A 23135-nucleotide genomic window follows, 5' to 3' on the forward strand; every position below is an offset into this window, starting at 1 on the left:
GAGGCGTTCCATGGAACGTCTCCACGCGAAACCCAACACAAATTATAAGCTAACCTTTTTCAGGGGGGAATTGAAGGTAACTTAACTTGATTAATGATGGTATAAATATGACTCCGAATCCTCTCCTTACCAACTCAATTGAAAAACTCAACTATCGCGTTACAGTGGGCGATGTTTCCGCAGAAACTGGCTTAAAACTACAGGAAACGCAAAAAGGATTAGTCGCCTTGGCTGCGGATGCTGGTGGACATTTACAAATCAGTGAAACTGGGGATATTACTTATTTATTCCCTCAAAACTTTCGCAGTATTCTTCGCAATAAATACTTCCGATTACGCTTAAAAGAATGGTGGGATAAAATTTCAGGGGTTTTGTTTTACTTACTCCGAATCTCTTTTGGTATTGTTTTAATTGCGTCCATTATTCTCATCGTAATTACAATTTCTATAATTATAATTGGGGCGCAAATGAATTCCGACGAGGGAGATGCTGATAATGGCGGAGGAGGCGGTTTTTCCTTTGGCTTTTTCCCGTTTTGGTTTGGCCCCGATTTATTTTGGTTTTTCTCTCCTGGCTATTATGAAGATGAAGAGGAGGAACGGATTTCTAGACGCAACACTCGTCAAAAAAGTGAATTGAGTTTCCTAGAAGCGATCTTTTCTTTCCTATTTGGTGATGGTAATCCTAATGGTAAATTAGAGGAAAAACGTTGGCAGGAAATTGGGGCGGTTATTCGTAACAATGGTGGCGCAGTGGTAGGAGAACAAATTGCGCCCTATCTCGATAATATTGATCAGAAAAGTTGGGAAGATGAAGATTATATGTTACCTGTTTTAACTCGGTTTAATGGTGTTCCAGAAGTGACGGAAGACGGAAATATCATTTACTATTTTCCTGAGTTACAAGTAACTGCAACTGAGAAAAGAAAACAATCCGTTGAGTCTTATTTGCAAGAAAAATCATGGCGGTTTACCAAAGCCACCAGTACCCAAAAAATGATTGCGATCGGTTTAGGAGGCGCAAATTTAGTTCTGGCGTTGATGTTAGGATCGCTTTTATCAGGGGAATTAGCGGCGCAAATGGGCGGTTTAGTTGCTTTTGTGAATGGGATTTATGGGATTATTTTGACTTACGCGATCGGGTATTTAATTATTCCTTTGATCCGTTATTTCTGGATACAACAAAAGAATCAAAAAATTGCCTCTCGCAATGAAAGTCGATCGCAACGTACTCAAATTTTAACCAGCCCCGATCGAACGTTACAAAATAAACTAGAAAAGGCACAAAAATTCGCTTCAAATCGGGTGTTAAGTGAAGAAGAAATCGCTTATTCTACAGAAGAGGATTTAATCGATCAAGAAGCGACGCGCAGCGATAAAATTGATGAAGACTGGGAACGCCGTTTGAACAGTGAACAGTGACCAAACAACAAATGACAAATAACAAGTAACAAACAACAAACTAGATGCAAAAACGAATTAATTTGACATTACTAAAACGCTTTTGGTCGATCGCGCGACTATATTGGTTTGGTGAGGAAAAATGGAAAGCCAGAGGGTTACTCGCTATCATTACCCTCATGTTAGTTACCTATACCGTTTTAAGTGTTATCCTCAATCAGCAACGGGGAAGTTTAATTACCGCGCTTTCCCAAATGAGTGAGGATGAATTTTGGCGTGGATTACTGATTTATTTTGGTGTCATTCTTGCTTATATTCCTTTATTTGCTGGTGCGAATTATTTAATTGATCTGTTAGGATTATTTTGGCGCAGATGGTTAACGGGACGTTTTCTTGATAACTATTTTCTCGATCGAGCCTATTACAAATTAACTTCTAACGGCGATATTGATAACCCTGATCAACGAATTTCACAAGATGTTCGTTCCTTTACTCAAGACTCACTCACCTTTTTATTAGTGACCATTTCTTCTCTATTTCAAGTCATTGGATTTAGTAGCCAACTTTGGACAATTTCTTTTCCTTTAGTGATCTTTTTGTTTATTTACGCCATTGCTGGAACATTAATTACGGTGGGAGTGTTTGGTCGTGCTTTAGTAAGATTAAATTTTGAACAACTGAAGCGAGAAGCAAACTTTCGTTTTGGATTAGTTCGGATTCGAGAAAACGCAGAATCGATCGCGTTTTATCAAGGAGAAAATCAAGAGGAAAGTCAAGTCAAGTTTCGTTTTGATGATGTTTTTGATAATTTTAGACGCTTGATTTTATGGCAAGACTTAGGCTTAAAATCTTTTACCAACAGTTACCAGTTAATTACTTATGCTGTTCCTTTTTTGATTTTAGCCCCAAGAGTTTTTTCAGGAGAGTTAGAAGTGGGAAAAGTAACGGAAGCACAAGGTGCTTTTTTACAGATTTTCTTTTCCTTAAACTTAGTAGTTAGTCGTTTTCAATCTCTAACCGAATTTGGCGCTGGAATTAATCGGATTTATAGTTTTGCTAACTATATTAATCTTGCTAAAGCAGAGAAAGAACAGACTTATATCAGCGATTATCCAACTATCGAAAGGGTGAATGAAGAACAAATTGCAGTGGAAAATTTAACCCTACAAACCCCTAACTATCAGCGTACTTTAGTCCAAAATTTAACAGTGGAAGTGCCACAAAATGGAGGATTATTAATTATGGGTGCGAGTGGTTGTGGTAAAAGTTCTCTCCTCCGCGCGATCGCAGGGTTATGGGAATCAGGAAGTGGGAAAATTGTTCGTCCTCCTTTATCAGAAATTTTGTTTTTACCCCAACGTCCTTACATGATTTTAGGTAGTTTACGGGAAGAATTAATCTACCCTCAAACTGAAAGTAATCTCAGTAATGAAGAATTAGCTAACATTTTAGAACAGGTGAATCTCCCTCATTTAATTGAACGGTTTGGCAGTTTAAATGTAGAAATGAATTGGGGAGATGTTTTATCTTTGGGAGAACAGCAAAGAGTTGCCTTTGCTAGAATTTTAATTAATGAACCGCGTTATGTGGTACTCGATGAAGCCACCAGTGCTTTAGATGTGGAAAACGAAGAATCTCTCTATGAGAAGTTACAAACAATTGCGGTAACTTATGTGAGTGTTGGACATCGTCCGACGTTACAGAAATATCACCAAATTGTTTTACAATTAGCTGAGGATCAATCTTGGCAGGTTAACCCAATCAATTTACAGAAATAATGATGATTTTTCCAGGTGAAGTTTTTGCAGAAACAAAAGAGTTCGATCAGAATATTCGGCAACTTTTGCCTTATTATGATGAAATGTTAGACGCGATCGCGCTGTGTGTTCCCCCTGAAACTAAAACCATTTTAGAGTTAGGTTGTGGCACAGGAGAACTAACGATAAAAGTCTTAAAACAATGTCCAGAAGCGCAATTAGTCGCGGTGGATTATTCGCCGCGCATGATTGAATTTATTAGTGATAAATTAAGCGATCATCAAGATCGTTTAAAGACAATTCAATTAGATTTTGGGGCGTGGGCAAATGATGAACCGAACGCGGATATTGGTAACAATTTTGATGCGGTGATTTCGTCTCTTGCGATTCATCATCTCAGCGATGAAATGAAAGGAAAACTCTATGAAAAAATCGCCTCTTCTCTGAAGCCAAACGGCAGGTTTTGGAATGCTGATCCACTGCTTCCAGAGTTTTCAGAATTATCTGAAATTTATCAACAATCTCGTGAACGTTGGGCGGCAAAACAGGGGTTAGATTTAGAGACAGTACGCAGTAAAGTCGGAAAAAGTGACACTCAAGGCTATTCTAGCCAAGATCAATTAGCAACCATTGACACGCAACTGGCAATGTTAAAAAATGCTGGTTTTTCTCAAACTGCCATTATTTGGAAATACTACAATATCGCGGTGTTTGGAGGGTTGCGCTAGTTCTAAAATCGAGGTACAATAGAATATTGTGTCTCCTGCTCGGATCAGGTAAGACATTAGCAAAAGCGACTCGATCGCTACCTGTACGGCACTTATGAAGGATTAACCATGACTTATGCAATTGTAGAAGCAAGCGGCACTCAGATTAAAGTCCAACCTGGCTATTTTTACGACTTAAACCGTTTGCACGTGGACGAAGAAGGAAATTATACGTTCGATAAAGTCTTATTGATTAATAATGACGGAGAAGTAACTGTCGGTCAACCCTACATCGAGGGGGCGACGGTACAAGGAACGATTCAGCGTCACTTACGGGGACGTAAGGTTATTGTTTACAAAATGCGACCGAAGAAAAACTATCGCAAAAAACGGGGACACCGACAAGAATTAACTCGTGTGATGATTAATTCCATTAGTGTCAACGGTTCGGTTATCGCAGAAGCAGAAAGCACAGACGCGGAAGCTGTTACTCCCGAAGTGGTAGAAACGGTTTCAGAGTAGAATTGTAAAAAGATAGTGATAAGAGAGGATTAAAAATGGCTCATAAGAAAGGAACAGGAAGCACCCGTAACGGAAGAGATTCTAATTCAAAACGGTTAGGCGTAAAACGTTACGGCGGACAAGCCGTTCGCGCTGGTAATATCTTAGTGCGTCAACGGGGAACAAAAATTCATCCGGGCTTAAATGTTGGTCGTGGCAATGATGACACTTTATTTGCTTTAATTGATGGCGTGGTTACGTTCGATCGATTTGGAAAAAGCCGTCGTAAAGTCAGCATTCGTCCTGTGGAAGAAGTCGCAGCCAATTAGTTTTTTCACCCGTTGAAACGTTGAAAATTAATTTTAATCAGGAGGTCAAGAGAAATTGACCTCTTTTTTGTTTTGAACGACTAATTTTAATAGGTCAATAACACAAACTTAAAGATATCTTAACCATCATCAAGTAACCTATAGGCTGGACAATGTAAATCTAACCAAATTAATAGAAATATGGTAGTTGCTAAGAATAAGTTTTCCTTAAAGCGTGCTTCAATTGCGGGAGCAGTCGCCTTCACTGCTGCAACCCTCGGTTTAGCGGTTTCTGAAGTGCATTCTCAAGGTAATCTCGTTTCCATTGACGGTTCTAGCACCGTTTACCCGATTCAAGAAGGGGTTGCCGAAGAATTTCAAAAAAATAGTCCTTACAATGTGGTTGTCGGGGTTTCTGGTAGTGGCGGTGGTTTTGAAAAATTCTGTCGCGGCGAAACGGATATCTCAAACGCCTCTCGTCCGATTAAGGACTCCGAAGCTGAGAGATGTGCTAACAATGGTATCGAGTTTGTTGAATTAGAAGTTGCGTTTGACGGTATCACTGTTGTTGTTAACCCAGACAATAACTGGGTAGATGCCATGACCGTTGATCAACTGCAAACAATTTGGGAACCTAATGCTCAGGGAAGTGTTACTCGTTGGAGTGATGTTAACTCCAGTTGGCCCAATGATGAAATGAGCTTATACGGTCCTGGCTCCGATTCTGGTACATTTGATTACTTTACAGAAGTTATCGTTGGCGAAGAGGGTGCAAGTCGAGGCGACTACACTGCTAGTGAAGATGACAACGTTCTTGTTACTGGTGTCGAAAGAGATAGAAATGCTCTCGGCTACTTTGGTTATGCTTACTATGTTGAGAACCAAGATACGCTAAAAGCAGTGGGCATTGATAATGGTGATGGCCCTGTTAAGCCTAGTCAGCAAACCATTGAAAGTGGAAATTATGCTCCTTTATCGCGTCCCCTATTCGTTTACGTGAAAAAATCCGCAATGGAAAAACCAGAAGTGGAAACGTATGTTGAGTATATGCTCAGTGCGGATACAATTACCCCCATTGTCAATGAAATTGGTTATGTTCCTCTTACTCGTCGGGGCTACCTCAATCAAAAAGCAAAAGTTCGCTAAGGTTACGAGTTAGGTTCAACTTTTCCTGTACTCAATCTATCTAGTTTTGGGGGCGATCGCTCGATCGCCCTTATTATTTGCACAAATCAGCTGCTTAACTCCTAATTTTTCCATCAAGTCAGCCCCCTATCACTCCTAATTTTTCCATCAAGTCAGCCCCTAACCCCCAATCTTGGGGGAACTGTAGCTGGTTTTAGAGCGACGTGAAACCCAACGCAAATTATAAGTAACTATCTGAACTCGATATCACTCCTAATTTTTCCATCAAGTCAGCCCCCTAACCCCCAATCTTGGGGGAACTGTAGCTGGTTTTAGTTCTCCTGTATCACCATCTAAAGTTACCGTTTCTCCGACGGGTAAAACAAAGTTAACCCCATCATGTCCAAACGGTAAGTTGGAGACGATCGGGCAATTTAAATCAGACGTTCGATCGCGCAATACCTCCTCAACCGTCCAACTTGCACTTCCAGAGGGGGCTTCGCAACGACTAAACCGCCCCAAGGCTAAACCGCCAATTTTTGCCAGAACGCCAGAAAGTCGCCATTGGGTGAGCATTCGATCGATGCGGTAGGGAAACTCGGTAACATCTTCGAGAGCGAGAATTGTTCCTTCTAAATGCGGTTGTAGTGATGTTCCTAACAGATGAGTGGCAACCGTTAAATTCGCTGGCAACAGTCTTCCTGTAACTTTTCCGCCGCCCCAACCTTCTCCCTTTAAATGCGACCATTTCCCCGTTTCTAAATAGTCAAATAGCCGTTGTATGGATTGCGATGACTCTTGAGGAAGAGTGGTTAAAACAGGGGCGTGTAAACTCATAATCCCTTGCTGGTAGAGACTCCACAGCAAGGCGGTGATATCGGAAAAACCCAGCAACCATTTTGGCGGCGAGGACATCTCCCAAGACCATTTTTCCAATAAACGCATACTCCCATAACCGCCACGAGTGCAAATAATTCCTTGATAGTTGGGATTCGTCCATGCTTCGCGGAGGGCGTGACGGCGTTGTTGATCACTTCCCGCGAGATAGCCTTCTTGGTGGTCGGGAGTGATTAGTTGTAACTTGTAGCCTCGATCGCGCCAGATTTGTAATCCTTTTTCTAGGACTTCTTTTTCTCGTAATGCGCCACTGGGAGAAATCACCGCAACTGTATCGTTGGGTTTTAACAGAGGAGGAGTGAGTAAAGCGTTTTTCATGCTGACAATACTTTAATCTTGGAATACTAATTCTAATCGGTTTTGAGACTCTTTCAAGGCTTGTTCTGGCGTTTTCTTATCTAATAAACTCGCTTCGATCGCCCGCCCAAAATTTTCAGATAAACGGCTGTAATTAGCAATAATCGGACGAACTTTCGCCACCTTCATCTGTTCTAAAAATACCTCTAAAACTGGATTGTCTTCTACAAATTGCTGATACTTTTCACTGTTTTGAGACTTAACATTAATCGGCAAATAACCCGTCCTTAGCGCCCATTCTGTCTGAAACTTCTCGCTTAAAACATATTCTAAAAATTGAAAACAGGCTTTTTCTCGTTCAGAATTCGTCTTAAAAACAAATAAATTTTCCCCACCAACAACCGCCGCTGATTGCGCTTTTTGGGGAAAGGGAAACACATCATAATCAATATCCATTCCCTGTAATTGTCCCAACGTCCAGGGTCCTGTCACTTGCATCGCCGCGCGTCCTGACAAAAAATTATCTAACTCATATCCTCTTTCTGGTGCTGATAAAGTTGCCCAATTTTTATTAACTAAATTTGCCCCAAAATTTAAAGCAGCAATTGTCCCTTCATTAACTAAATTAGGCTGTTGATTTTGGTTTAATAATTCCCCCTTAGCACTGTAAACAAAAGGAAGCCAAGTGAACACAGTCCACTCTCCTTTTCCTAACGATAAAAACATTCCATATTGGTCAATTAAACCATCCTGATCAAAATCTTGAGTTAATTTTTCGGCAGTTGCTTCTAACTCTTCCCAAGTTTCGGGAGTGCGTTCAATTCCCGCTTTTTCAAACAAAGAAGGACGATAAAAGATGCCAGCGTTATTAGTAGCAAAAGGAATCGACCAAATGCGATCGTTTAATTCCATGCTTTCCAATAAAATCGGATCAATTTCCTCTTTTAATGGGGATCGATCGAGCCAATCATCTAAAGGACGAATCGCATCTAAGGCAACTAATTGACCCGTTAATTGTGGCACAAACCAAAGCATATCGGGAGGAACATCTCCCACAACGGCTGTTAAAATTTTCGGTAATTGTCCGTCAGGTTGACCAATATAAATCGCTTCTAATTCAACGTCTTGATGAGTTTGGTTAAAATCATTTACTAAGTCTTGAAATACCTCTCGATTAGCAGGGGGATTAATGCCATGCCAAAGGGTTAATTTAGTAATATTGGGGTCAGGATTTGTATTATTAACAGCGCTACAACTGGTAATCAATAAACTGATGATTAAGGCAATCAGATTAATGAGAATTACGCCTCCCCTCTTCTTTAAAAGGGGTTGGGGTGAATCAGAAATGATAATTACCTCTCCCCCCTTATTTAAGGGGGGTTGGGGTGAATCAGAAATGATAATTACCTCTCCCCCCTTATTTAAAAGGGGTTGGGGTGAATCAGAAATGAGAATTACCTCTCCCCCCCTTATTTAAGGGGGGTTGGGGGGGATCAAATATTAGGTTAATTTTAGAAGCAATGAAAGAGAAAACAGTTTTATGAGTTGTCATGGGGATTAAGGGAGGTAGGGAGACAAGGGAGATGGGGGAGACAAGGGAGATGGGGGAGACAAGGGAGATGGGGGGAGACAAGGGAGATGGGGGAGATGGGGGAGATGGGGCGAAACAATTTACAATTTTAGATGACAGTATGAATGGGAACAACTTGTACAACACAATTACTATAACCGAGTGCTTGTAAACTGTTCACAAATTCTGGTGTCCAAACCGTTTCTTGGACAGGGATTTTTTGCCATTTTAATTGTGAAATCAAGCGCGATCGAGCGATTCCAGATAAAGCCTGATTCACCAATGGAGTCCACCAAATTCCCTCTTTCCAGCCCCATAAATTCCCCGTACTGGTTTCTAACCAATTACCCTTTTCATCCACTAAAATCGCCTCTTGCGCCCCCTTTTCTTTCGCAGTTTGTAAAGCTAACCAACTACTTAAATAATTTCCCGTTTTATGAGTGGGAAAACTACGGCGGAATCTTTCCTCGTTGGCTAACCAAGCAATAATTCCCTTCTCTTGTCGTTGGGCTAAACCGGGGGGTAAATTGCGCCCTGTAATCCATTCTCGCCCATCGGGAAAGAGAGTCACTCGCAAAACTGGAAAATGCTGACTTAAGTTTTCTGCTCCTTCGCGCACTTGTTGCCAGTGCGGCTGTTTCCAATGAAAAGCATCGATCGAGCGTGACAGACGTTGACAATGATCAGCCCATTGAGTGAGACTATGATCTAAATTTTGTTCATAAACCCGTAAAGTCGTAAAAACCGTTGCACCATAAAGCAACGCTGGATCACTAATCGGGAGAGAAATCGTTTCACGGGTAAAGATTCGACCATCGTACCAATAAATCATTAATGATAGCCCCCCTTTCAAAGGGGGGTTGGGGGGATAACTCTTTAGAAATGGTATTACAAAAAATGGGGCGAACGATTTCGCCCCTATCAGATAGAAATTAACCCCTTGAGATTAACTTAGCTGGCTTGATACCAAGGAATATCGCGTTCTTTGGACTCCCAGAACATATTGTGGATTTTTTGCACAGTGTCCATTAATTCTTGTGCGTGTTGCTGGTTAACTTCCATTTTGCAAGCAGAACAGAGCTTCGCCGCTTTCCAGAAAGTCGTGTGAAGGTCTGGATACTGTTGTAAATGCTTCTCTTTGAAGTAGTCTGTCCAAAGAATCAATAATTCTTCCTTCGCAATTTGTGCTTGTTCTTCTTTAATCTGAACAAAGCGAGAGAAAGTGTTTTGATAAGCAATTTGTGCTTCTTTGCTGTTGTCTTTGGGTTCTAAATCAATGAGCTTTTTCGTCATTGAAAGTACCGCTTCGGCTGCGACACGAGCGGAAGAAGGATCATAAACGCCACAGGGACCGTCGCAGTGTGCGTGTACGTCTTCTGCTGGTAGTAAGTTTTTCAGGGTTGTAGTAATTTGCTTCAACATAATTTTTATGAGTGCTTTAGTTTTCTGTTCTTTGTAAGCATTTACCACCATCATAAAACAAGAGCGACTATCCTCCTAGGGGGGATAAAGACTTTTTCCCTAATTCCCCTCTCACGACATAGAACAACAGAGAATTAATATAGCAATACTAGGTGATTCGTAAATTGTTTTGCCCCCAAACCCCCAATACTGGGGGCTTTCATAAATCAATTTTTTACAAATGATTTGGGATTGCTATACCATTTTGGAAAAGTAGAGTAGGGTGGGCATTGCCCACCCTACTAAATTAGTCGTAGAGTTGATCGTGGTCAATTCCAGAGGTCATCATTAACGTTCCCTGACTAACCATTGTTGTAAATCTTCAACGGAATTGAAATCTAACAAGTCTTCCGCTAACGTTTCTAATTCCGTTAAGGAAAGTTCTTGAATTTGACTCTCTAATTCTGGGGAAATTACTCCCACTCTTCGAGAAAGTAAACGAGAAATTAAACTCAGAGCCTCTCTTTTTTGTCCTCGTTCAATTCCCTGTTCCATCCAACTGGTGACAATTTCCATAACTCCCTCCTTTTGTTCTGGTTGAAATTCCGTAATTTTTTCTTCAAAAACTCTTTGTTCTTCTTGATTTAATCGTAAATATGTATCGACAAACCCAGAAATTAATTGCATCTTGGCGGGATTGAGTTTTAAGGTTGCCAGAAGACGCAAACATTCCGCTTTCACTTTCGGTCTTTCTTCAGGGCGAATCCTCATTTTTGACATTAACGCACTCACCACTGGATTCGATCGTTCTAGAAAGTCTCGCCAATACAAACGATTTAATTGTACAACTTGATACTTAAATTCTAAGACCGTTCGATCGGGAAATTCTACACGATACACATCCGGTTCGAGTCTTAAGGGTTCACTATAAGAAAATAAAGCGATGGGATACACGGGTAACTGATGTTTTTCAAATAAACGAGCGAAGTATTGGAACATTTTTCGTCCCACTTCCCCTCGATTATCGGCGTAAGGTTCAACATTAATCAAGAAGAAGGAATCTTTTCCCCGAAACTTGGCTTTCACCACTAAATCCGCTTCGTGTTTTTCTCCTGATGTAATAGATTGAGAGCTATTTTTACGATGAGAGTATTAATTGAAGCCATAATCGAAACAATTGGATGGGCGGTTTTAGGATTTATTATTCTGTTTACCGCGCTTCGCGTCTTTGATTTTATAACACCAACGGATTATCGATCTCAAATTCGTCAGGGAAACACCGCAGCTGCGATTTTTGTTGGTGCTTTTATTCTCTCTCTAACTGCAATTATTGTGGCGGTGATTGTTACTTAAAATTTCTTTAGGTGATGATTCGATCGAGGAGAGGATAACTGTAGAAGAACAGAGAGTATGGTAGGCTATGAGATTAAAATTAAAAGTAAATTAGTGTCATTATGAGTAAGTTACGAATTGGATTATTATTTGGTGGGTGTTCTGGAGAACATGAGGTGTCAATCCGTTCTGCTAGTGCGATCGCGCAGGCTTTTCAATCCGAGAAGAACACTCCCCAATATGATTTAATTCCAATTTACATCCAGAAAAATGGTATCTGGAAGGGAGGAGAAACCGCGCAAACGGTTTTAGAAAAACAAACCCCTCCCACGCTTCAACCGTCAGGAAACCGATGGGAGTTTCCCTCAGAAGTGAGTGAGGTTGATGTTTGGTTTCCGATTTTACATGGTCCGAATGGGGAAGATGGAACAATTCAAGGATTACTAAAACTAATGCAAGTTCCTTTTGTCGGTAGTGGTGTGTTAGGTTCAGCTTTAGGGATGGATAAGTTAGCAATGAAAACCGCGTTTGCGGCGGCGGGACTGCCTCAAGTAAAGTATAAACAAGTGAAACGAGATAAAATCTGGTCGAGTCCTTGTGTTTTTCCTAAACTATGTGATGAAGTGGAGGAGGAAATTGGTTATCCTTGTTTTGTGAAACCAGCTAATCTAGGGTCATCGGTGGGCATATCGAAAGCGAAAACTCGATCGGAACTGGAAACGGCGTTAGATGAAGCTGCCAACTACGATCGACGCATCATCGTCGAACAGGGAATTATCGCCAGAGAAGTCGAATGTGCGATTTTAGGGAACGAATATCCCCAAGCGTCAGTAGTGGGAGAAATCAGCTACAATTCCGACTTTTACGATTACGCCACGAAATACACCACAGGTGAAGCGAAACTCTACATTCCAGCCCCGCTTCCTGATAAAATCTTTAAACAGGTACAAGACCTCGCGAAACAAGCCTTTGTCACCGTTGATGCAGCGGGTTTGGCGCGTGTGGATGTCTTTTATGAGGAAGCAACAGGAAAGGTTTATCTTAACGAGATCAACACGCTGCCGGGATTTACCGCCACCAGTATGTATCCTCGTTTATGGGAAGCCACTGGTATTCCTTTTCCCCAGTTGGTTGATCGGTTAATTCACTTAGCCTTACAACGACATCAGTAATCTTGAAAATGTGGCAACGATGGCGTTTTATCATTTTATTTGTTGTTCTGATCTTGGGGTTTTCTCTCAATGAAAATCCTTTTTTAAAATTGGATGATTTAGGAAGGGATCAAAATGGTAAACGCTACGCGATCGCAGGCTGGATTTATGGTAGCCCAGAACGATCGGTTTATCAAGCTATGTGTGCGATTTTCCTAGAGGCAAAAACAGCATTTTTGTGTGATAGTTATCCACGAACACCAAGTTGGGAAAACTATCATTTTGAACAAGCAAAAAGGCTTTTGGAAGCGAAAGGATTAGAAGTGAAATTGATTAAACAACCAGAGGCTAGTTTAGAAACTTGGCAAAAAATTACGTCTCAATCTTGGCGTTATGATTTAGTTTTCATTAACTCTAGAGGAGGAAAAGCAAATTTTAGTTTCTTCTCGCTATGTGGATACTCCCACTTGGAAAATTACAACGATTGGCGATCCTTTAATGTTAATTCAGAAAAAGTAATTATAATGACAAATTGGTCTTGTATGAAAAATTGCGGCGCTTGCTGCTATCTTAACCCATCGGAACGACCTGAATTAGACGATTATCTTTCCCCAGAAGAGTTAGAACAGTATTATGGTTTAGTCGGTGGAGATGGTTGGTGTATTAATTATGAAAAGGAAACTCGCACTTGTGGAATTTATGAACAACGTCCGTCATTTTGTCGCGTAACTCCAGAAAATTTTAAGCGAATGTTTGAGGTAGAAAATCAGGAGTTTGATGAGTTTGCGATCGCGTGCTGTTGCGAACATATTGCAAGTATGTATGGAGAAGAGAGTGAGGAAATGATCCGCTATCTGGATACAGTAGAAGAAGCAGGGTAAAATGTATCAGAACCTTGAGGGAATACAGAAACAGTGACTAAACAGTGCGATCGCGCATCAACTCAAAATCGTCTTTTTCAAAAGGGATTTTCTGCGGTTTTTGTTTCTACATTTATCACAATTTTTCTCGCAGAAATTGGAGACAAAACCCAGTTAGCCACTCTCTTAATTAGTGCTGAATCTCAATCGCCATTTGTGGTATTTTTAGGGGCAGCATTGGCTTTAATTGCCACGAGTTTAATTGGGGTATTATTAGGACAATGGCTGGCAAAAAGATTGTCACCGCAACGCCTAGAAATTATTGTAGCAACGTTGCTTTTGGTCATTGCGATTTTATTATTAGGAGATGTCGTAGAAGGAACGTAATATTTTTATGGATTGGCAATTACTCGGATTAACATTTATCACCGTATTTGTGGCAGAAATTGGTGATAAAAGTCAACTCGCAGCGATCGCCCTAGGGGGAAATAGTAAATTTCCCACTGCGGTTTTTCTCGGTTGTATTGCAGCCCTTTTAACCGCTAGTTTTTTGGGCGTAATGTTAGGCGGAGGAGTGGCGCAACTTCTCCCCACTCGTCTTTTAAAAACCATGGCTGCGATCGGGTTTACCTTACTCGCTCTCAAGTTATTAATCTTTGAAGAAACCGATTAATTAGGGGTTGCTGAAAAAGTCCATTGGTTGGTTAAGTAAGGCAAGAAGCAAGTTGCCTTAGGCAAGAGGCAAAAGGCTTGCATGCAAGAGGCTTGCATGCAAAAGCAAGTAGGTTGGGTGAAGTTTACGAAACCCAACACCAATCAGCAAGAGGCTTGCATGCAAGGTGCGTGACGATTGAACAATCAATGAACTTGCATTTTTATCTGAACTGAATCGCCTCAAATCCTTATTTGGTAAGACTTTCAGTTTCCCAACAGCAAGCCCTAATTAGAGGAGAACACAACCATGATCCCTAGAGTTTCTAGGGTTTCCAAGCGCGAAAACTCCAAACTAACAAAATACCACCAGTAATCATTTTCATTAATTCTAATCCCCAATAAGCGCCATGAAACTCCATCATGGCTGCTGACATTGAGTTTCCTGAATCAAACCAATTTAAATCTAATCCTAAACCGCTCATTTGTGGTGTAAGAAAATAACTACAAATCAGGGCAATCAGTAATAATAATCCTCCCAAAATTACTGACCATTGTTGCTGAGTTTTAGAAAAAGTATGATTTTTATTTAAAGCTAAAACTCCTGTTAAAACAATTCCCGCACAAAGTAACTCAACATGATTAAAAAGACCAAACATTGCATAACCAGCACTAGCAAAACCAGATTGAGTCATCATTCCCGCTTGCATTAAGGAAGGAATAATTACGAAATCTAACATTAAACTGGCACTTAACCAAAAACAGAGGGTGACAAAAACGACCACTGACCATTGGGTGGGATTTTGTTTCTGATAAAAAATAGTATTCATCTTTCTCAAATGTTTTAAATAATATTCCATTTATTAGGATAACGATTTTTGGAGAGAGTGAGGAAGAAAAATTCTTAATTATTGTTAAGGTTTGAAACAAGTTTTCGGGATTATTAAGTATCTTTAATAAAAGATTGCTGACAACCCTTAAGGTTTAGGAAACAGTGGAATGCCCCCAAACCCCCAAATCTGGGGGCTTAAAGTTTCTACTTTTTACAAATCATTGATCATTCCTTAAGGTTTAGGAAACAGTGGAATGCCCCCAAACCCCCAAAATCTGGGGGCTTAAAGTTTCTACTTTTTACAAATCATTGATCATTGTTATAGCAGTTCTATATCATTTGTAAAAAGTTGATTATGGAAGCCCCCCAAAGTTGGGGGGTTGGGGGGCGTGCATATTTACAAATCATTGATCATTGTTATAGCAGTTCTATATCATTTGTAAAAAGTTGATTATGGAAGCCCCCCAAAGTTGGGGGGTTGGGGGGCGTGCATATTTACAAATCATTGATCATTGTTATAGCAGTTCTATATCATTTGTAAAAAGTTGATTATGGAAGCCCCCCAAAGTTGGGCAGGGCTGTTTCATTCTATTTTTTTGCTTGTTCCAGATGTTAGGAATAACCGGGGTTTTACGGCTTTTTTCTTATGAATAAGTCAAAAAGTAAGAAAAAGCGTTCGATCGAACGTACAATAAGGGGTTCAGGCGATCGCATTCAATTTTGACCCCGAGAATGAAACAGCCCTGCCAAAGTTGGGGGGTTGGGGGGCGTGCATATTTACAAATCATTGATCATTGTTATAGCAGTTCTATATCATTTGTAAAAAGTTGATTATGGAAGCCCCCCAAAGTTGGGGGGTTGGGGGGCGTGCATATTCACAAATCATTGATCATTGTTATAGCAGTTCTATATCATTTGTAAAAAGTTGATTATGGAAGCCCCCCAAAGTTGGGGGGTTGGGGGGCGTGCATATTTACAAATCATTGATCATTGTTATAAATTCGATCGAAAACAGGATATAGAAATTAACAGATGACAAGCAACTGGCAAAAGGTTAAAGAATACGAAGACATCATTTATGAACAGGGAGATGGTATCGCTAAACTAACCATTAATCGCCCTGACAAACGCAATGCGTTTCGCCCGAAAACGGTTTTTGAACTGTATGACGCGATCGCGCGAATTAGAGAAGACACAAGCATTGGAGTGGTTTTATTAACTGGCGCGGGACCTCATACAGATGGGAAATATGCCTTTTGTTCTGGTGGTGATCAAAGTATTCGGGGGAAAGCAGGATATATCGACGATGAAGGAACACCGCGTCTAAATGTGTTAGATTTACAACGCGCCGTTCGTTCTTTGCCGAAGGTTGTCATTGCTTTAGTTGCTGGTTATGCCATTGGTGGCGGTCATGTTTTACATTTAATTTGTGATTTAACGATCGCGGCGGACAATGCAATTTTCGGGCAAACGGGACCAAAAGTTGGTAGTTTTGACGGTGGCTTTGGGGCAAGTTATTTAGCGCGAATTGTGGGGCAGAAAAAAGCAAGGGAAATCTGGTTTTTGTGTCGTCAATACACAGCCCAAGACGCATTAGAGATGGGGTTAGTCAATACTGTCGTGCCAGTGGAACAATTGGAAGCAGAAGGAATCAATTGGGCGAACGAGATTTTAGAAAAAAGTCCGACTGCCATTCGTTGTTTGAAAGCGGCGTTTAATGCTGACTGTGATGGGCAAATGGGATTACAAGAACTGGCTGGCAATGCCACTTTGTTATATTACATGACAGAAGAAGGAAGTGAGGGCAAACAGGCGTTTCTAGAAAAACGAAAGCCTAATTTCCGAGATTATCCTTGGTTACCTTAACTTGTCGGTTGGGTGGAGGAAACGAAACCCAACAACAATCAGTGACCAGTTAAGCAGTTACCAGTTACCAGTAGTTCTCAAACTTAATTAGTAACAGTAAATGCTCGATCACTTATTAATTTACTGATCACTGGTCACTGGTCACTGGTCACTGCAATGGAATGTTGGTACGCTGTACTAATCATCCTTTAAACTCTGTCGCTTTATATGGACTTCTATGGACTTTACAAGTAATGTTTCTGCTCAACTTAACGCGGGGTTAATTCTTCCCGAAGGCATTGTCATCATTACCCTTCTGATTGTTTTAGTGGGTGATTTGATTGTTGGACGTGAAGGCGCTCGTGTACTGCCTTATATTGGAATTGGTGGGTTACTCACTTCGATCGCGGTGCTTTATTTGCAATGGAACACCGAAAACCCGATCGCCCTCTTAGGGAGTTTTAGCGCCGATGATCTCAGCATTGTTTTCCGTAGCATCATCGCCCTTTCCACTGCGGTAACAATTTTAATGTCAATTCGGTATGTCGAGCAAACTGGATCGGCGCTTTCAGAATTTATTACCATTTTGTTAACCGCTACCGTCGGCGCGATGTTCCTGTCGGGTGCGAATGAATTGGTGATGATTTTTGTCGCTTTAGAAACCCTCAGTATCTCCTCTTACCTGATGACGGGATACATGAAACGGGATTCTCGTTCCAATGAAGCCGCCTTAAAATATCTCCTGATTGGGGCTGCCAGTTCCGCCGTTTTCCTCTACGGTTCTTCTCTACTCTACGGATTATCGGGAGGCGAAACCAGTTTACCCAAAATTGCCGCTGGTATAGCCCAAACAGAAGGGGGCGAACTGGCTGGGGCGATCGCGCTGGTGTTTATGATTGCGGGAATTGCCTTCAAAATCTCTGCTGTTCCCTTCCACCAATGGACACCTGATGTTTATGAAGGATCACCAACGCCTGTGGTTGCTTTCCTTTCTGTGGGTTCAAAAGCTGCTGGCTTCGCCCTTGCCATTCGTTTGTTAGTAGTGGCGTTCCCCCTCGAACAACCGCAGTGGCGTTTGATTTTTACGGCTTTGGCGATTCTCAGTATGATCTTAGGAAACGCGGTGGCTCTTGCTCAAAGTAGCATGAAACGGCTACTGGCGTACTCCTCGATCGGACAAGCAGGATTCGTTATGATTGGCATGGTTGCCGCCACCGAAGCGGGATATGCCAGTATGATTTTCTACTTGCTGGTATATTTATTTATGAACCTCGGTGCTTTTACTGGGGTGATTCTCTTCTCCCTCCGCACGGGAAGCGACCAAATCACCGATTATGCGGGACTTTATCAAAAAGACCCCTTACTCACTCTCGGTTTAAGTATTTGCTTACTTTCCCTCGGTGGGATTCCGCCGTTAGCTGGATTTTTCGGTAAAATCTATCTCTTCTGGGCAGGTTGGCAAGCTGGTTTATATGGTTTAGTAATTTTGGGACTGGTGACAAGCGTGATCTCGATTTATTACTACATCCGCGTCGTCAAAATGATGGTGGTAAAAGAACCACAAGAAATGTCAGAAGCGATTCAAAATTATCCTGTACTGCGTTGGAATCTGCCAGGAATGCGTCCTTTACAAGTGGGATTAGTCTTTTCTCTGGTTGTCACCTCTTTAGCTGGAATTTTGTCGAATCCTCTCTTTAGCGTTGCTAATGCGTCTGTGCAAAATACAGAATTTTTGCAAGGTGTCTCTGGTGTACAAGAAGCGAAAGCGGAATCAGATCAACTTTCCCTCAACCCCACTGCACCTGCTATTCTAGACAAATAACTGCCTTAGTTCTGGCAGTCTCTTCCTAGAAAAAAGTTCACTTATGTTGGGTCAAACAAGGGTAAAACCCAACATAAGGATTTAATCATTTATTATCAAGCTGGTATGGCTTATCCTCTCTACGTCGCCTTTGTTTGGCATCAGCATCAACCGCTTTACTATTCTGCTTCGGGACAATATCATCTGCCTTGGGTGCGACTTCATGGCACAAAAGACTATCTCGATTTGATGCTGCTGTTACAGCGCTATCCTCAACTCCATCAAACGGTTAATTTAGTCCCCACCCTGATTCGTCAGTTAGAAGATTATAGCAAGGGGAATGCGCTTGATCCTTATCTTAATCTCACTTTAACCCCAGAAAATCGCCTCGATCGAGCGAAACGTCAATATATCATCGATCACTTTTTTGATGGAAATTATCGCACCCTCATCGATCCCCATCCTCGTTACCGACAACTCTACGAACAACGCAAAAATCACGGTGCGGTTTGGTGTTTACATCATTGGACACAACAGGATTATAGTGATCTCCTCGCTTGGCACAATTTAGCTTGGATTGATCCCTTATTTTGGAGTGATCCAGAAATTGCCGCTTGGTTGGAAAAAGGCAAAAACTTCACCCTGCGCGATCGACAAAAAATTTACGCCAAACAACTGGAAATCATCCGTCAGATTATCCCTCAACACAAGCGGATGCAAGAAAACGGACAACTGGAACTGATCACTAGCCCTTACACTCATCCCATCCTCCCGCTACTAGCTGATACCAATATCACATTGATCGCCCTTCCTGAGATCACCCTTCCTCAACATCGGTTTCAATGGGAAGAAGATATTCCCCGTCACCTAGAAAACGCAAAAGCGGTTTATCAATCCCACTTTGAAACCCAACCGCAAGGGATTTGGCCCTCAGAACTTGCCATTAGTCCTCAAATTCTCCCGCATCTCGCCGATGCTGGCTTTAAATGGTTTTGTTCCGATGAAGCGATTTTAGGTTGGACACTCAAGCATTTTTTCCACCGCAACGAACAGGGAACTCTCTACGCACCAGAATTATTATATCGTCCCTATCGTCTCCCCACTGAACACGGTGATTTAGCCGTTGTTTTCCGAGATCATCGCTTATCCGACTTAATTGGCTTTACCTACAGTAAACTCTCTCCCAAAGCGGCGGCAAATGATTTTATTCAGCATTTAGACGCGATCGGTGCTAGTCTAGGAGAACCGATCGAACAGCCCTGGTTAGTGACGATCGCCCTTGATGGAGAAAACTGTTGGGAACAATACCAACAAGACGGAAAACCCTTCTTAGAAGCATTATATCAACGCCTCAGTGACCATCCTGGTCTTGAATTAGTCACCGTCTCCGAATTTATCGAACAGTATCCCCCCACTGCGACCCTACCCAGCGAACAACTCCACAGTGGATCATGGGTTGATGGTAATCTCAACACTTGGATCGGTGATCCCATTAAAAACCGCGCTTGGGACTTATTAACCGCCGCCAGAGAAACCTTAGCCCAACATCCCGAAGCCACACCCGAAAATAATCCCGACGCTTATGAAGCATTATATGCCGCCGAAGGATCAGATTGGTTTTGGTGGTTTGGGGAAGGACATTCTTCCAATCAAGACGCTATTTTTGACCAACTGTTTCGAGATCATTTAGCTAAAATCTATCAATCTCTCAGCTTACCCATTCCCCATGAATTAAAACAGCCTCTAGAATCGCATCAACGGAAAAAATCTCATCCCCCTTTAAGTTTTATTCATCCTTTTATTGACGGTATAGCAGACGAACAAGACTGGGATAAAGCAGGAAGAATCGATATTGCAACCAGTGGCGCAATGCACCAAAATAGCGATATCACAAGACTATGGTATGGTTTAGATCATCTCAACTTTTATTTTCGATTTGACTTCAAAAAAGGAGGACAACCTGGAACCAATTTACCCCCAGAATTACATCTATTTTGGTTTTATCCAGGTGTTACCTTATTAAACAGTCGCCTTCCCTTACAGAATGTTCCTCAACACCCCCCGCTTGATTATTTCTATCATCATCATTTAGGGATTAATATTGTCGAAGAAATCGTCTGGTTAGAAGAAGCAACAGACAATAATCGCTGGTTTGGTCGTCGTACTCGCGCCAAATTTCACTTTAATGAATGTTTAGAATTATCAGTTCCCTGGGAAGATTTAGGAATGTCTCCCGATATTTTTATGAATATTATTGTTGTGTTTAGCGATCACGCTCAATTTCGCAGTTATTATCCTGAAAAAGAGTTTATTGTTTTACAAATTCCTTAAGTCAAACGTAGGTTGGGTGGAGGTAACGAAACCCAACGCCAATTGGTCTCTACAATCCCCCCTAACCCCCCTTTGAAAGGGGGGAAATGGAGGTAACGAAACCCAACGCCAATTGGTCTCTACAATCCCCCCTAACCCTCTTTGAAAGGGGGGAAATGGAGGTAACGAAACCCAACTGTAAGCCGTAGCTGGTGTTCCTAAATTTTATAATAGCTATGTATTCTTACACCTTAAAAACCGCTCCCATACTAGCACTAAATGATGAACAATTCTGCCAACTTTCCCAAGCTAATCCTGAATTAAAACTAGAAAGAAGTCCACAAGGAAACTTAATTATCATGTCACCGACTGGTGGGGAAACGGGAAATAAAAACGCTGAACTGATTGGTGAATTTATTATTTGGAATCGAGAGAAAAAGCAGGGAAAAGTCTTTGATTCTTCCACTGGTTTTAAACTTCCCAATGGCGCGATTCGTTCTCCTGATGTGGCGTGGATTGAACAGATAAGATGGGAACAATTATCAGCAGAATCCCGACAGACTTTTCCGAACCTTGCTCCAGATTTTATCTTAGAATTAAAGTCAGCGACCGATCGACTCTCGACTTTACAAGCAAAATTAGAAGAGTATGTGGAAAATGGCGTAAAACTCGCTTGGTTAATTAATCCCACTGAAAAACAAGTAGAAATTTACCGTCAGGGAAAAGAGAAAGAAGTTTTAGACAATCCCAAAACCCTTTCTGGGGAGAATATCTTAGAAGATTTCTGCTTAGATTTAAGTCTCGTTTGGCAATAAACCCCTTCTTTTCCCACCTTTCTGGGGGTAAAAGAAGGTTCGGGTACTTGCTTATAATGGGTGTTGGGTTTCGCGTGGAGACGTTCCATGGAACGTCTCTACCCAACCTACTTTTTATCATCTTTCCCCCCCTTTCAAAGGGGGGTTAGGGGAGATAACTAGCGAGTTGCTGCGACCGCTAAATTTTCAGGAAGAACATTGCGTAACCGTTGACCGTACAATTTCAAAGCATTACCACCGAGTAACATAGCAAGGTAATCTCGATCGTAATCAGCAATTGTCGCCGCCTCAGTCACACAGCCTTTTAACACACCATCCCAATGACCATAATCACCAGAGAAGCAAGCGATATGTTTACCGACTTCACCCATTGCTTGGGGAAGATAAGAAGGACCTGGATCATCAGACTCAAACGACGCAAAAATCTGTCCTCGTTTAAAATAATCTAACGGATCGCGATCGCGCAGATCATAATGTTCATAAAGACTGCTATCCTCAATTTTTGTCGGATCACTGTGTTTATTCCACAACAGATCAAACAGATTCCGCGCTTGGGAAATGATATTAACATTATTTTCGTTCCCCTGCTCTTGAATCATCAACTTAGTAAAATCCATCAGAGAGGGACGATAGGGATTTTTTGGATCAAAATCACGAATCCGTTTTTCCCAGTGTTCATGGAAAGCATGAGCGAGATCAGGAATCCAACCACAACCTCCCTCTAAGAAACCCACCCGTAGAGTCGGGAACTGTTCAAACGCCCCATCAAACACCATTCGCGCCAACGCCATCTGTTGTTGGTTACGTTGAACAAAAATATGACTGAGAACAAAGGTTTCCATGTGATCCGCAAGTCCGCCGATCATGTCGGAACCGGGGCCACCGTGAATCCCTAAGCCAATATCTAGATCAACTGCAGCTTGGAGGATGGGACGGAAATCAGGGTGAGAAATTGCTTTACAAGTGCGAATTTCAGGGAAAGCGTCTGGCGCTTTCGGATGAGGAATTGGGAGATTGGGCGCAACCGCCACAGAAATCATCCCTAATTCGTTAACACAGCGATACATTTCCTTAACCGCTTCCTCCACATCTTGTAAGCAGATGACACCGACTGGTTGAATGCGATTGTCATACCCCTTACAATCATCCGCCATGTAGTTGTTGTAGGCTTTACATAGGGCAACAGCGAGGTCTTTATCAAGGATACTAGAGAAGATCAGGTTCAGCGTGCCGTAGATGGTGTGAACATCAATTCCTTCCTGATCCATGTGTTCGAGGCGCACTTTATTAAACATCGCCCCTAATGTCGTTTCAGGATTTAGCCCCCGAAAAACCCCTCTTCCTAATCCTTGAGGTTTCGGAAACATCCGAACGAAATCGTTGGTTTTGGTTTCTGGATTCCAATCGACAACTTTCGCCCGTTGATCGCCTAAACTATCAACCACTAACCCGATGCGATCGCGGTATTCTGGTTCTAAGTAATCCCGCATAATCAGGGGATTTTCTAATTTATGGGCATCTGCGTCGATGACTAATAAGCCGTTATACATTAATTAAGACTCCTCACAAAGGTGT

The 23135-nt window shown here is 41.7% G+C and carries 22 protein-coding genes; 15 read left to right on the forward strand and 7 right to left on the reverse strand.

Annotated elements, in window-relative coordinates:
- The first annotated feature begins 107 nt into the window (after positions 1-107).
- From DACSA_RS15110 to DACSA_RS15135, 6 genes are all read left to right on the forward strand, one after another.
- Positions 108-1421, forward strand: coding sequence for a hypothetical protein (locus DACSA_RS15110; protein WP_015230581.1), 1314 nt, complete (start codon positions 108-110; stop codon positions 1419-1421).
- Positions 1422-1465: 44 nt separating this feature from the next.
- Positions 1466-3178 (forward strand): ABC transporter ATP-binding protein/permease, encoded by a 1713-nt coding sequence (locus DACSA_RS15115; protein ID WP_015230582.1) that lies wholly within the window; start codon positions 1466-1468, stop codon positions 3176-3178.
- Entirely contained in the window at positions 3178-3885 is a 708-nt protein-coding gene (locus tag DACSA_RS15120; protein ID WP_015230583.1) for a class I SAM-dependent methyltransferase, read from the forward strand. The genes DACSA_RS15115 and DACSA_RS15120 overlap by 1 nt, the downstream gene beginning before the upstream one ends.
- A gap of 108 nt (positions 3886-3993) precedes the next feature.
- The gene (gene rplU / locus DACSA_RS15125; RefSeq protein WP_015230584.1) at positions 3994-4386 is read left to right on the forward strand and encodes a 50S ribosomal protein L21; all 393 of its coding nucleotides are present in this window, start codon (positions 3994-3996) and stop codon (positions 4384-4386) included.
- Positions 4387-4421: 35 nt separating this feature from the next.
- On the forward strand, positions 4422-4694 hold the full coding sequence (gene rpmA, locus DACSA_RS15130; protein WP_015230585.1) for a 50S ribosomal protein L27: 273 nt from the start codon (positions 4422-4424) through the stop codon (positions 4692-4694).
- 180 nt (positions 4695-4874) lie between these two features.
- Positions 4875-5819, forward strand: coding sequence for a PstS family phosphate ABC transporter substrate-binding protein (locus DACSA_RS15135; RefSeq protein ID WP_015230586.1), 945 nt, complete (start codon positions 4875-4877; stop codon positions 5817-5819).
- Positions 5820-6083: 264 nt separating this feature from the next.
- On the opposite strand, the gene DACSA_RS15140 is transcribed toward DACSA_RS15135, so the two are convergent.
- The 5 genes from DACSA_RS15140 to DACSA_RS15165 all read right to left on the reverse strand — a co-directional run bounded on the left by DACSA_RS15140 (position 6084) and on the right by DACSA_RS15165 (position 11049).
- A complete protein-coding gene (locus DACSA_RS15140; RefSeq protein ID WP_015230587.1) occupies positions 6084-7013 on the reverse strand; it encodes a S66 peptidase family protein in 930 nt (309 codons plus the stop codon).
- A 12-nt stretch (positions 7014-7025) separates the two neighbouring features.
- The gene (locus tag DACSA_RS15145; RefSeq protein WP_232225104.1) at positions 7026-8258 is read right to left on the reverse strand and encodes an ABC transporter substrate-binding protein; all 1233 of its coding nucleotides are present in this window, start codon (positions 8256-8258) and stop codon (positions 7026-7028) included.
- A 413-nt stretch (positions 8259-8671) separates the two neighbouring features.
- Positions 8672-9394 (reverse strand): aminotransferase class IV, encoded by a 723-nt coding sequence (locus DACSA_RS15155; RefSeq protein ID WP_015230590.1) that lies wholly within the window; start codon positions 9392-9394, stop codon positions 8672-8674.
- A gap of 119 nt (positions 9395-9513) precedes the next feature.
- Positions 9514-9984 carry a superoxide dismutase, Ni gene (sodN, locus tag DACSA_RS15160; protein ID WP_041235934.1) on the reverse strand — a complete coding sequence of 157 codons (471 nt, stop codon included), beginning with the start codon at positions 9982-9984 and terminating at the stop codon, positions 9514-9516.
- Between the two features lie 327 nt (positions 9985-10311).
- Positions 10312-11049: a DUF4351 domain-containing protein gene (locus DACSA_RS15165; RefSeq protein WP_198007581.1), complete on the reverse strand. Its 738-nt coding sequence runs from the start codon at positions 11047-11049 to the stop codon at positions 10312-10314.
- A 57-nt stretch (positions 11050-11106) separates the two neighbouring features.
- On the opposite strand from DACSA_RS15165, the gene DACSA_RS15170 reads away from it, so the two are divergent.
- From DACSA_RS15170 to DACSA_RS15190, 5 genes are all read left to right on the forward strand, one after another.
- Positions 11107-11316, forward strand: a complete 210-nt coding sequence (locus DACSA_RS15170) for a DUF350 domain-containing protein (RefSeq protein ID WP_015230592.1) — start codon at positions 11107-11109, stop codon at positions 11314-11316.
- Between the two features lie 101 nt (positions 11317-11417).
- Entirely contained in the window at positions 11418-12467 is a 1050-nt protein-coding gene (locus tag DACSA_RS15175) for a D-alanine--D-alanine ligase family protein (RefSeq protein ID WP_015230593.1), read from the forward strand.
- Between the two features lie 8 nt (positions 12468-12475).
- Complete coding sequence (locus DACSA_RS22745; protein ID WP_015230594.1) at positions 12476-13327, forward strand: YkgJ family cysteine cluster protein; 852 nt, start codon at positions 12476-12478, stop codon at positions 13325-13327.
- Positions 13328-13360: 33 nt separating this feature from the next.
- Positions 13361-13693 (forward strand): TMEM165/GDT1 family protein, encoded by a 333-nt coding sequence (locus DACSA_RS15185; RefSeq protein ID WP_015230595.1) that lies wholly within the window; start codon positions 13361-13363, stop codon positions 13691-13693.
- Positions 13694-13700: 7 nt separating this feature from the next.
- Positions 13701-13979, forward strand: a complete 279-nt coding sequence (locus DACSA_RS15190; protein ID WP_015230596.1) for a TMEM165/GDT1 family protein — start codon at positions 13701-13703, stop codon at positions 13977-13979.
- Between the two features lie 304 nt (positions 13980-14283).
- On the opposite strand, the gene DACSA_RS15195 is transcribed toward DACSA_RS15190, so the two are convergent.
- Positions 14284-14787, reverse strand: coding sequence for a DUF4149 domain-containing protein (locus tag DACSA_RS15195; RefSeq protein WP_041235529.1), 504 nt, complete (start codon positions 14785-14787; stop codon positions 14284-14286).
- Between the two features lie 1034 nt (positions 14788-15821).
- Between DACSA_RS15195 and menB the strand changes: the two genes are divergently transcribed.
- From menB to DACSA_RS15215, 4 genes are all read left to right on the forward strand, one after another.
- A complete protein-coding gene (gene menB, locus DACSA_RS15200) occupies positions 15822-16655 on the forward strand; it encodes a 1,4-dihydroxy-2-naphthoyl-CoA synthase (protein ID WP_015230598.1) in 834 nt (277 codons plus the stop codon).
- A gap of 217 nt (positions 16656-16872) precedes the next feature.
- Entirely contained in the window at positions 16873-18456 is a 1584-nt protein-coding gene (locus DACSA_RS15205) for an NAD(P)H-quinone oxidoreductase subunit N (RefSeq protein WP_015230599.1), read from the forward strand.
- A gap of 105 nt (positions 18457-18561) precedes the next feature.
- Complete coding sequence (locus tag DACSA_RS15210; protein ID WP_015230600.1) at positions 18562-20766, forward strand: alpha-amylase/alpha-mannosidase; 2205 nt, start codon at positions 18562-18564, stop codon at positions 20764-20766.
- 215 nt (positions 20767-20981) lie between these two features.
- Complete coding sequence (locus DACSA_RS15215) at positions 20982-21560, forward strand: Uma2 family endonuclease (RefSeq protein ID WP_015230601.1); 579 nt, start codon at positions 20982-20984, stop codon at positions 21558-21560.
- 158 nt (positions 21561-21718) lie between these two features.
- Here DACSA_RS15215 and DACSA_RS15220 read toward each other — a convergent pair whose 3' ends face one another.
- Positions 21719-23110 carry an amidohydrolase family protein gene (locus tag DACSA_RS15220; protein WP_015230602.1) on the reverse strand — a complete coding sequence of 464 codons (1392 nt, stop codon included), beginning with the start codon at positions 23108-23110 and terminating at the stop codon, positions 21719-21721.
- Between the last annotated feature and the right edge of the window lie 25 nt (positions 23111-23135).

Origin of the sequence: Dactylococcopsis salina PCC 8305 (assembly GCF_000317615.1) — a bacterium.
GTDB lineage: Bacteria > Cyanobacteriota > Cyanobacteriia > Cyanobacteriales > Rubidibacteraceae > Halothece > Halothece salina.

Excerpts from the sequence above, each read along its gene's own strand:
- DACSA_RS15110 (WP_015230581.1), top strand. The coding sequence starts at position 108 with ATGACTCCGAATCCTCTCCTTACCAACTCAATTGAAAAACTCAACTAT.
- DACSA_RS15115 (WP_015230582.1), top strand. The coding sequence starts at position 1,466 with ATGCAAAAACGAATTAATTTGACATTACTAAAACGCTTTTGGTCGATC.
- DACSA_RS15120 (WP_015230583.1), top strand. The coding sequence starts at position 3,178 with ATGATGATTTTTCCAGGTGAAGTTTTTGCAGAAACAAAAGAGTTCGAT.
- rplU (WP_015230584.1), top strand. The coding sequence starts at position 3,994 with ATGACTTATGCAATTGTAGAAGCAAGCGGCACTCAGATTAAAGTCCAA.
- rpmA (WP_015230585.1), top strand. The coding sequence starts at position 4,422 with ATGGCTCATAAGAAAGGAACAGGAAGCACCCGTAACGGAAGAGATTCT.
- DACSA_RS15135 (WP_015230586.1), top strand. The coding sequence starts at position 4,875 with ATGGTAGTTGCTAAGAATAAGTTTTCCTTAAAGCGTGCTTCAATTGCG.
- DACSA_RS15140 (WP_015230587.1), bottom strand. The coding sequence starts at position 7,013 with ATGAAAAACGCTTTACTCACTCCTCCTCTGTTAAAACCCAACGATACA.
- DACSA_RS15155 (WP_015230590.1), bottom strand. The coding sequence starts at position 9,394 with ATGATTTATTGGTACGATGGTCGAATCTTTACCCGTGAAACGATTTCT.
- sodN (WP_041235934.1), bottom strand. The coding sequence starts at position 9,984 with ATGTTGAAGCAAATTACTACAACCCTGAAAAACTTACTACCAGCAGAA.
- DACSA_RS15170 (WP_015230592.1), top strand. The coding sequence starts at position 11,107 with ATGAGAGTATTAATTGAAGCCATAATCGAAACAATTGGATGGGCGGTT.
- DACSA_RS15175 (WP_015230593.1), top strand. The coding sequence starts at position 11,418 with ATGAGTAAGTTACGAATTGGATTATTATTTGGTGGGTGTTCTGGAGAA.
- DACSA_RS22745 (WP_015230594.1), top strand. The coding sequence starts at position 12,476 with ATGTGGCAACGATGGCGTTTTATCATTTTATTTGTTGTTCTGATCTTG.
- DACSA_RS15190 (WP_015230596.1), top strand. The coding sequence starts at position 13,701 with ATGGATTGGCAATTACTCGGATTAACATTTATCACCGTATTTGTGGCA.
- DACSA_RS15195 (WP_041235529.1), bottom strand. The coding sequence starts at position 14,787 with ATGAATACTATTTTTTATCAGAAACAAAATCCCACCCAATGGTCAGTG.
- menB (WP_015230598.1), top strand. The coding sequence starts at position 15,822 with ATGACAAGCAACTGGCAAAAGGTTAAAGAATACGAAGACATCATTTAT.
- DACSA_RS15205 (WP_015230599.1), top strand. The coding sequence starts at position 16,873 with ATGGACTTTACAAGTAATGTTTCTGCTCAACTTAACGCGGGGTTAATT.
- DACSA_RS15210 (WP_015230600.1), top strand. The coding sequence starts at position 18,562 with ATGGCTTATCCTCTCTACGTCGCCTTTGTTTGGCATCAGCATCAACCG.
- DACSA_RS15215 (WP_015230601.1), top strand. The coding sequence starts at position 20,982 with ATGTATTCTTACACCTTAAAAACCGCTCCCATACTAGCACTAAATGAT.
- DACSA_RS15220 (WP_015230602.1), bottom strand. The coding sequence starts at position 23,110 with ATGTATAACGGCTTATTAGTCATCGACGCAGATGCCCATAAATTAGAA.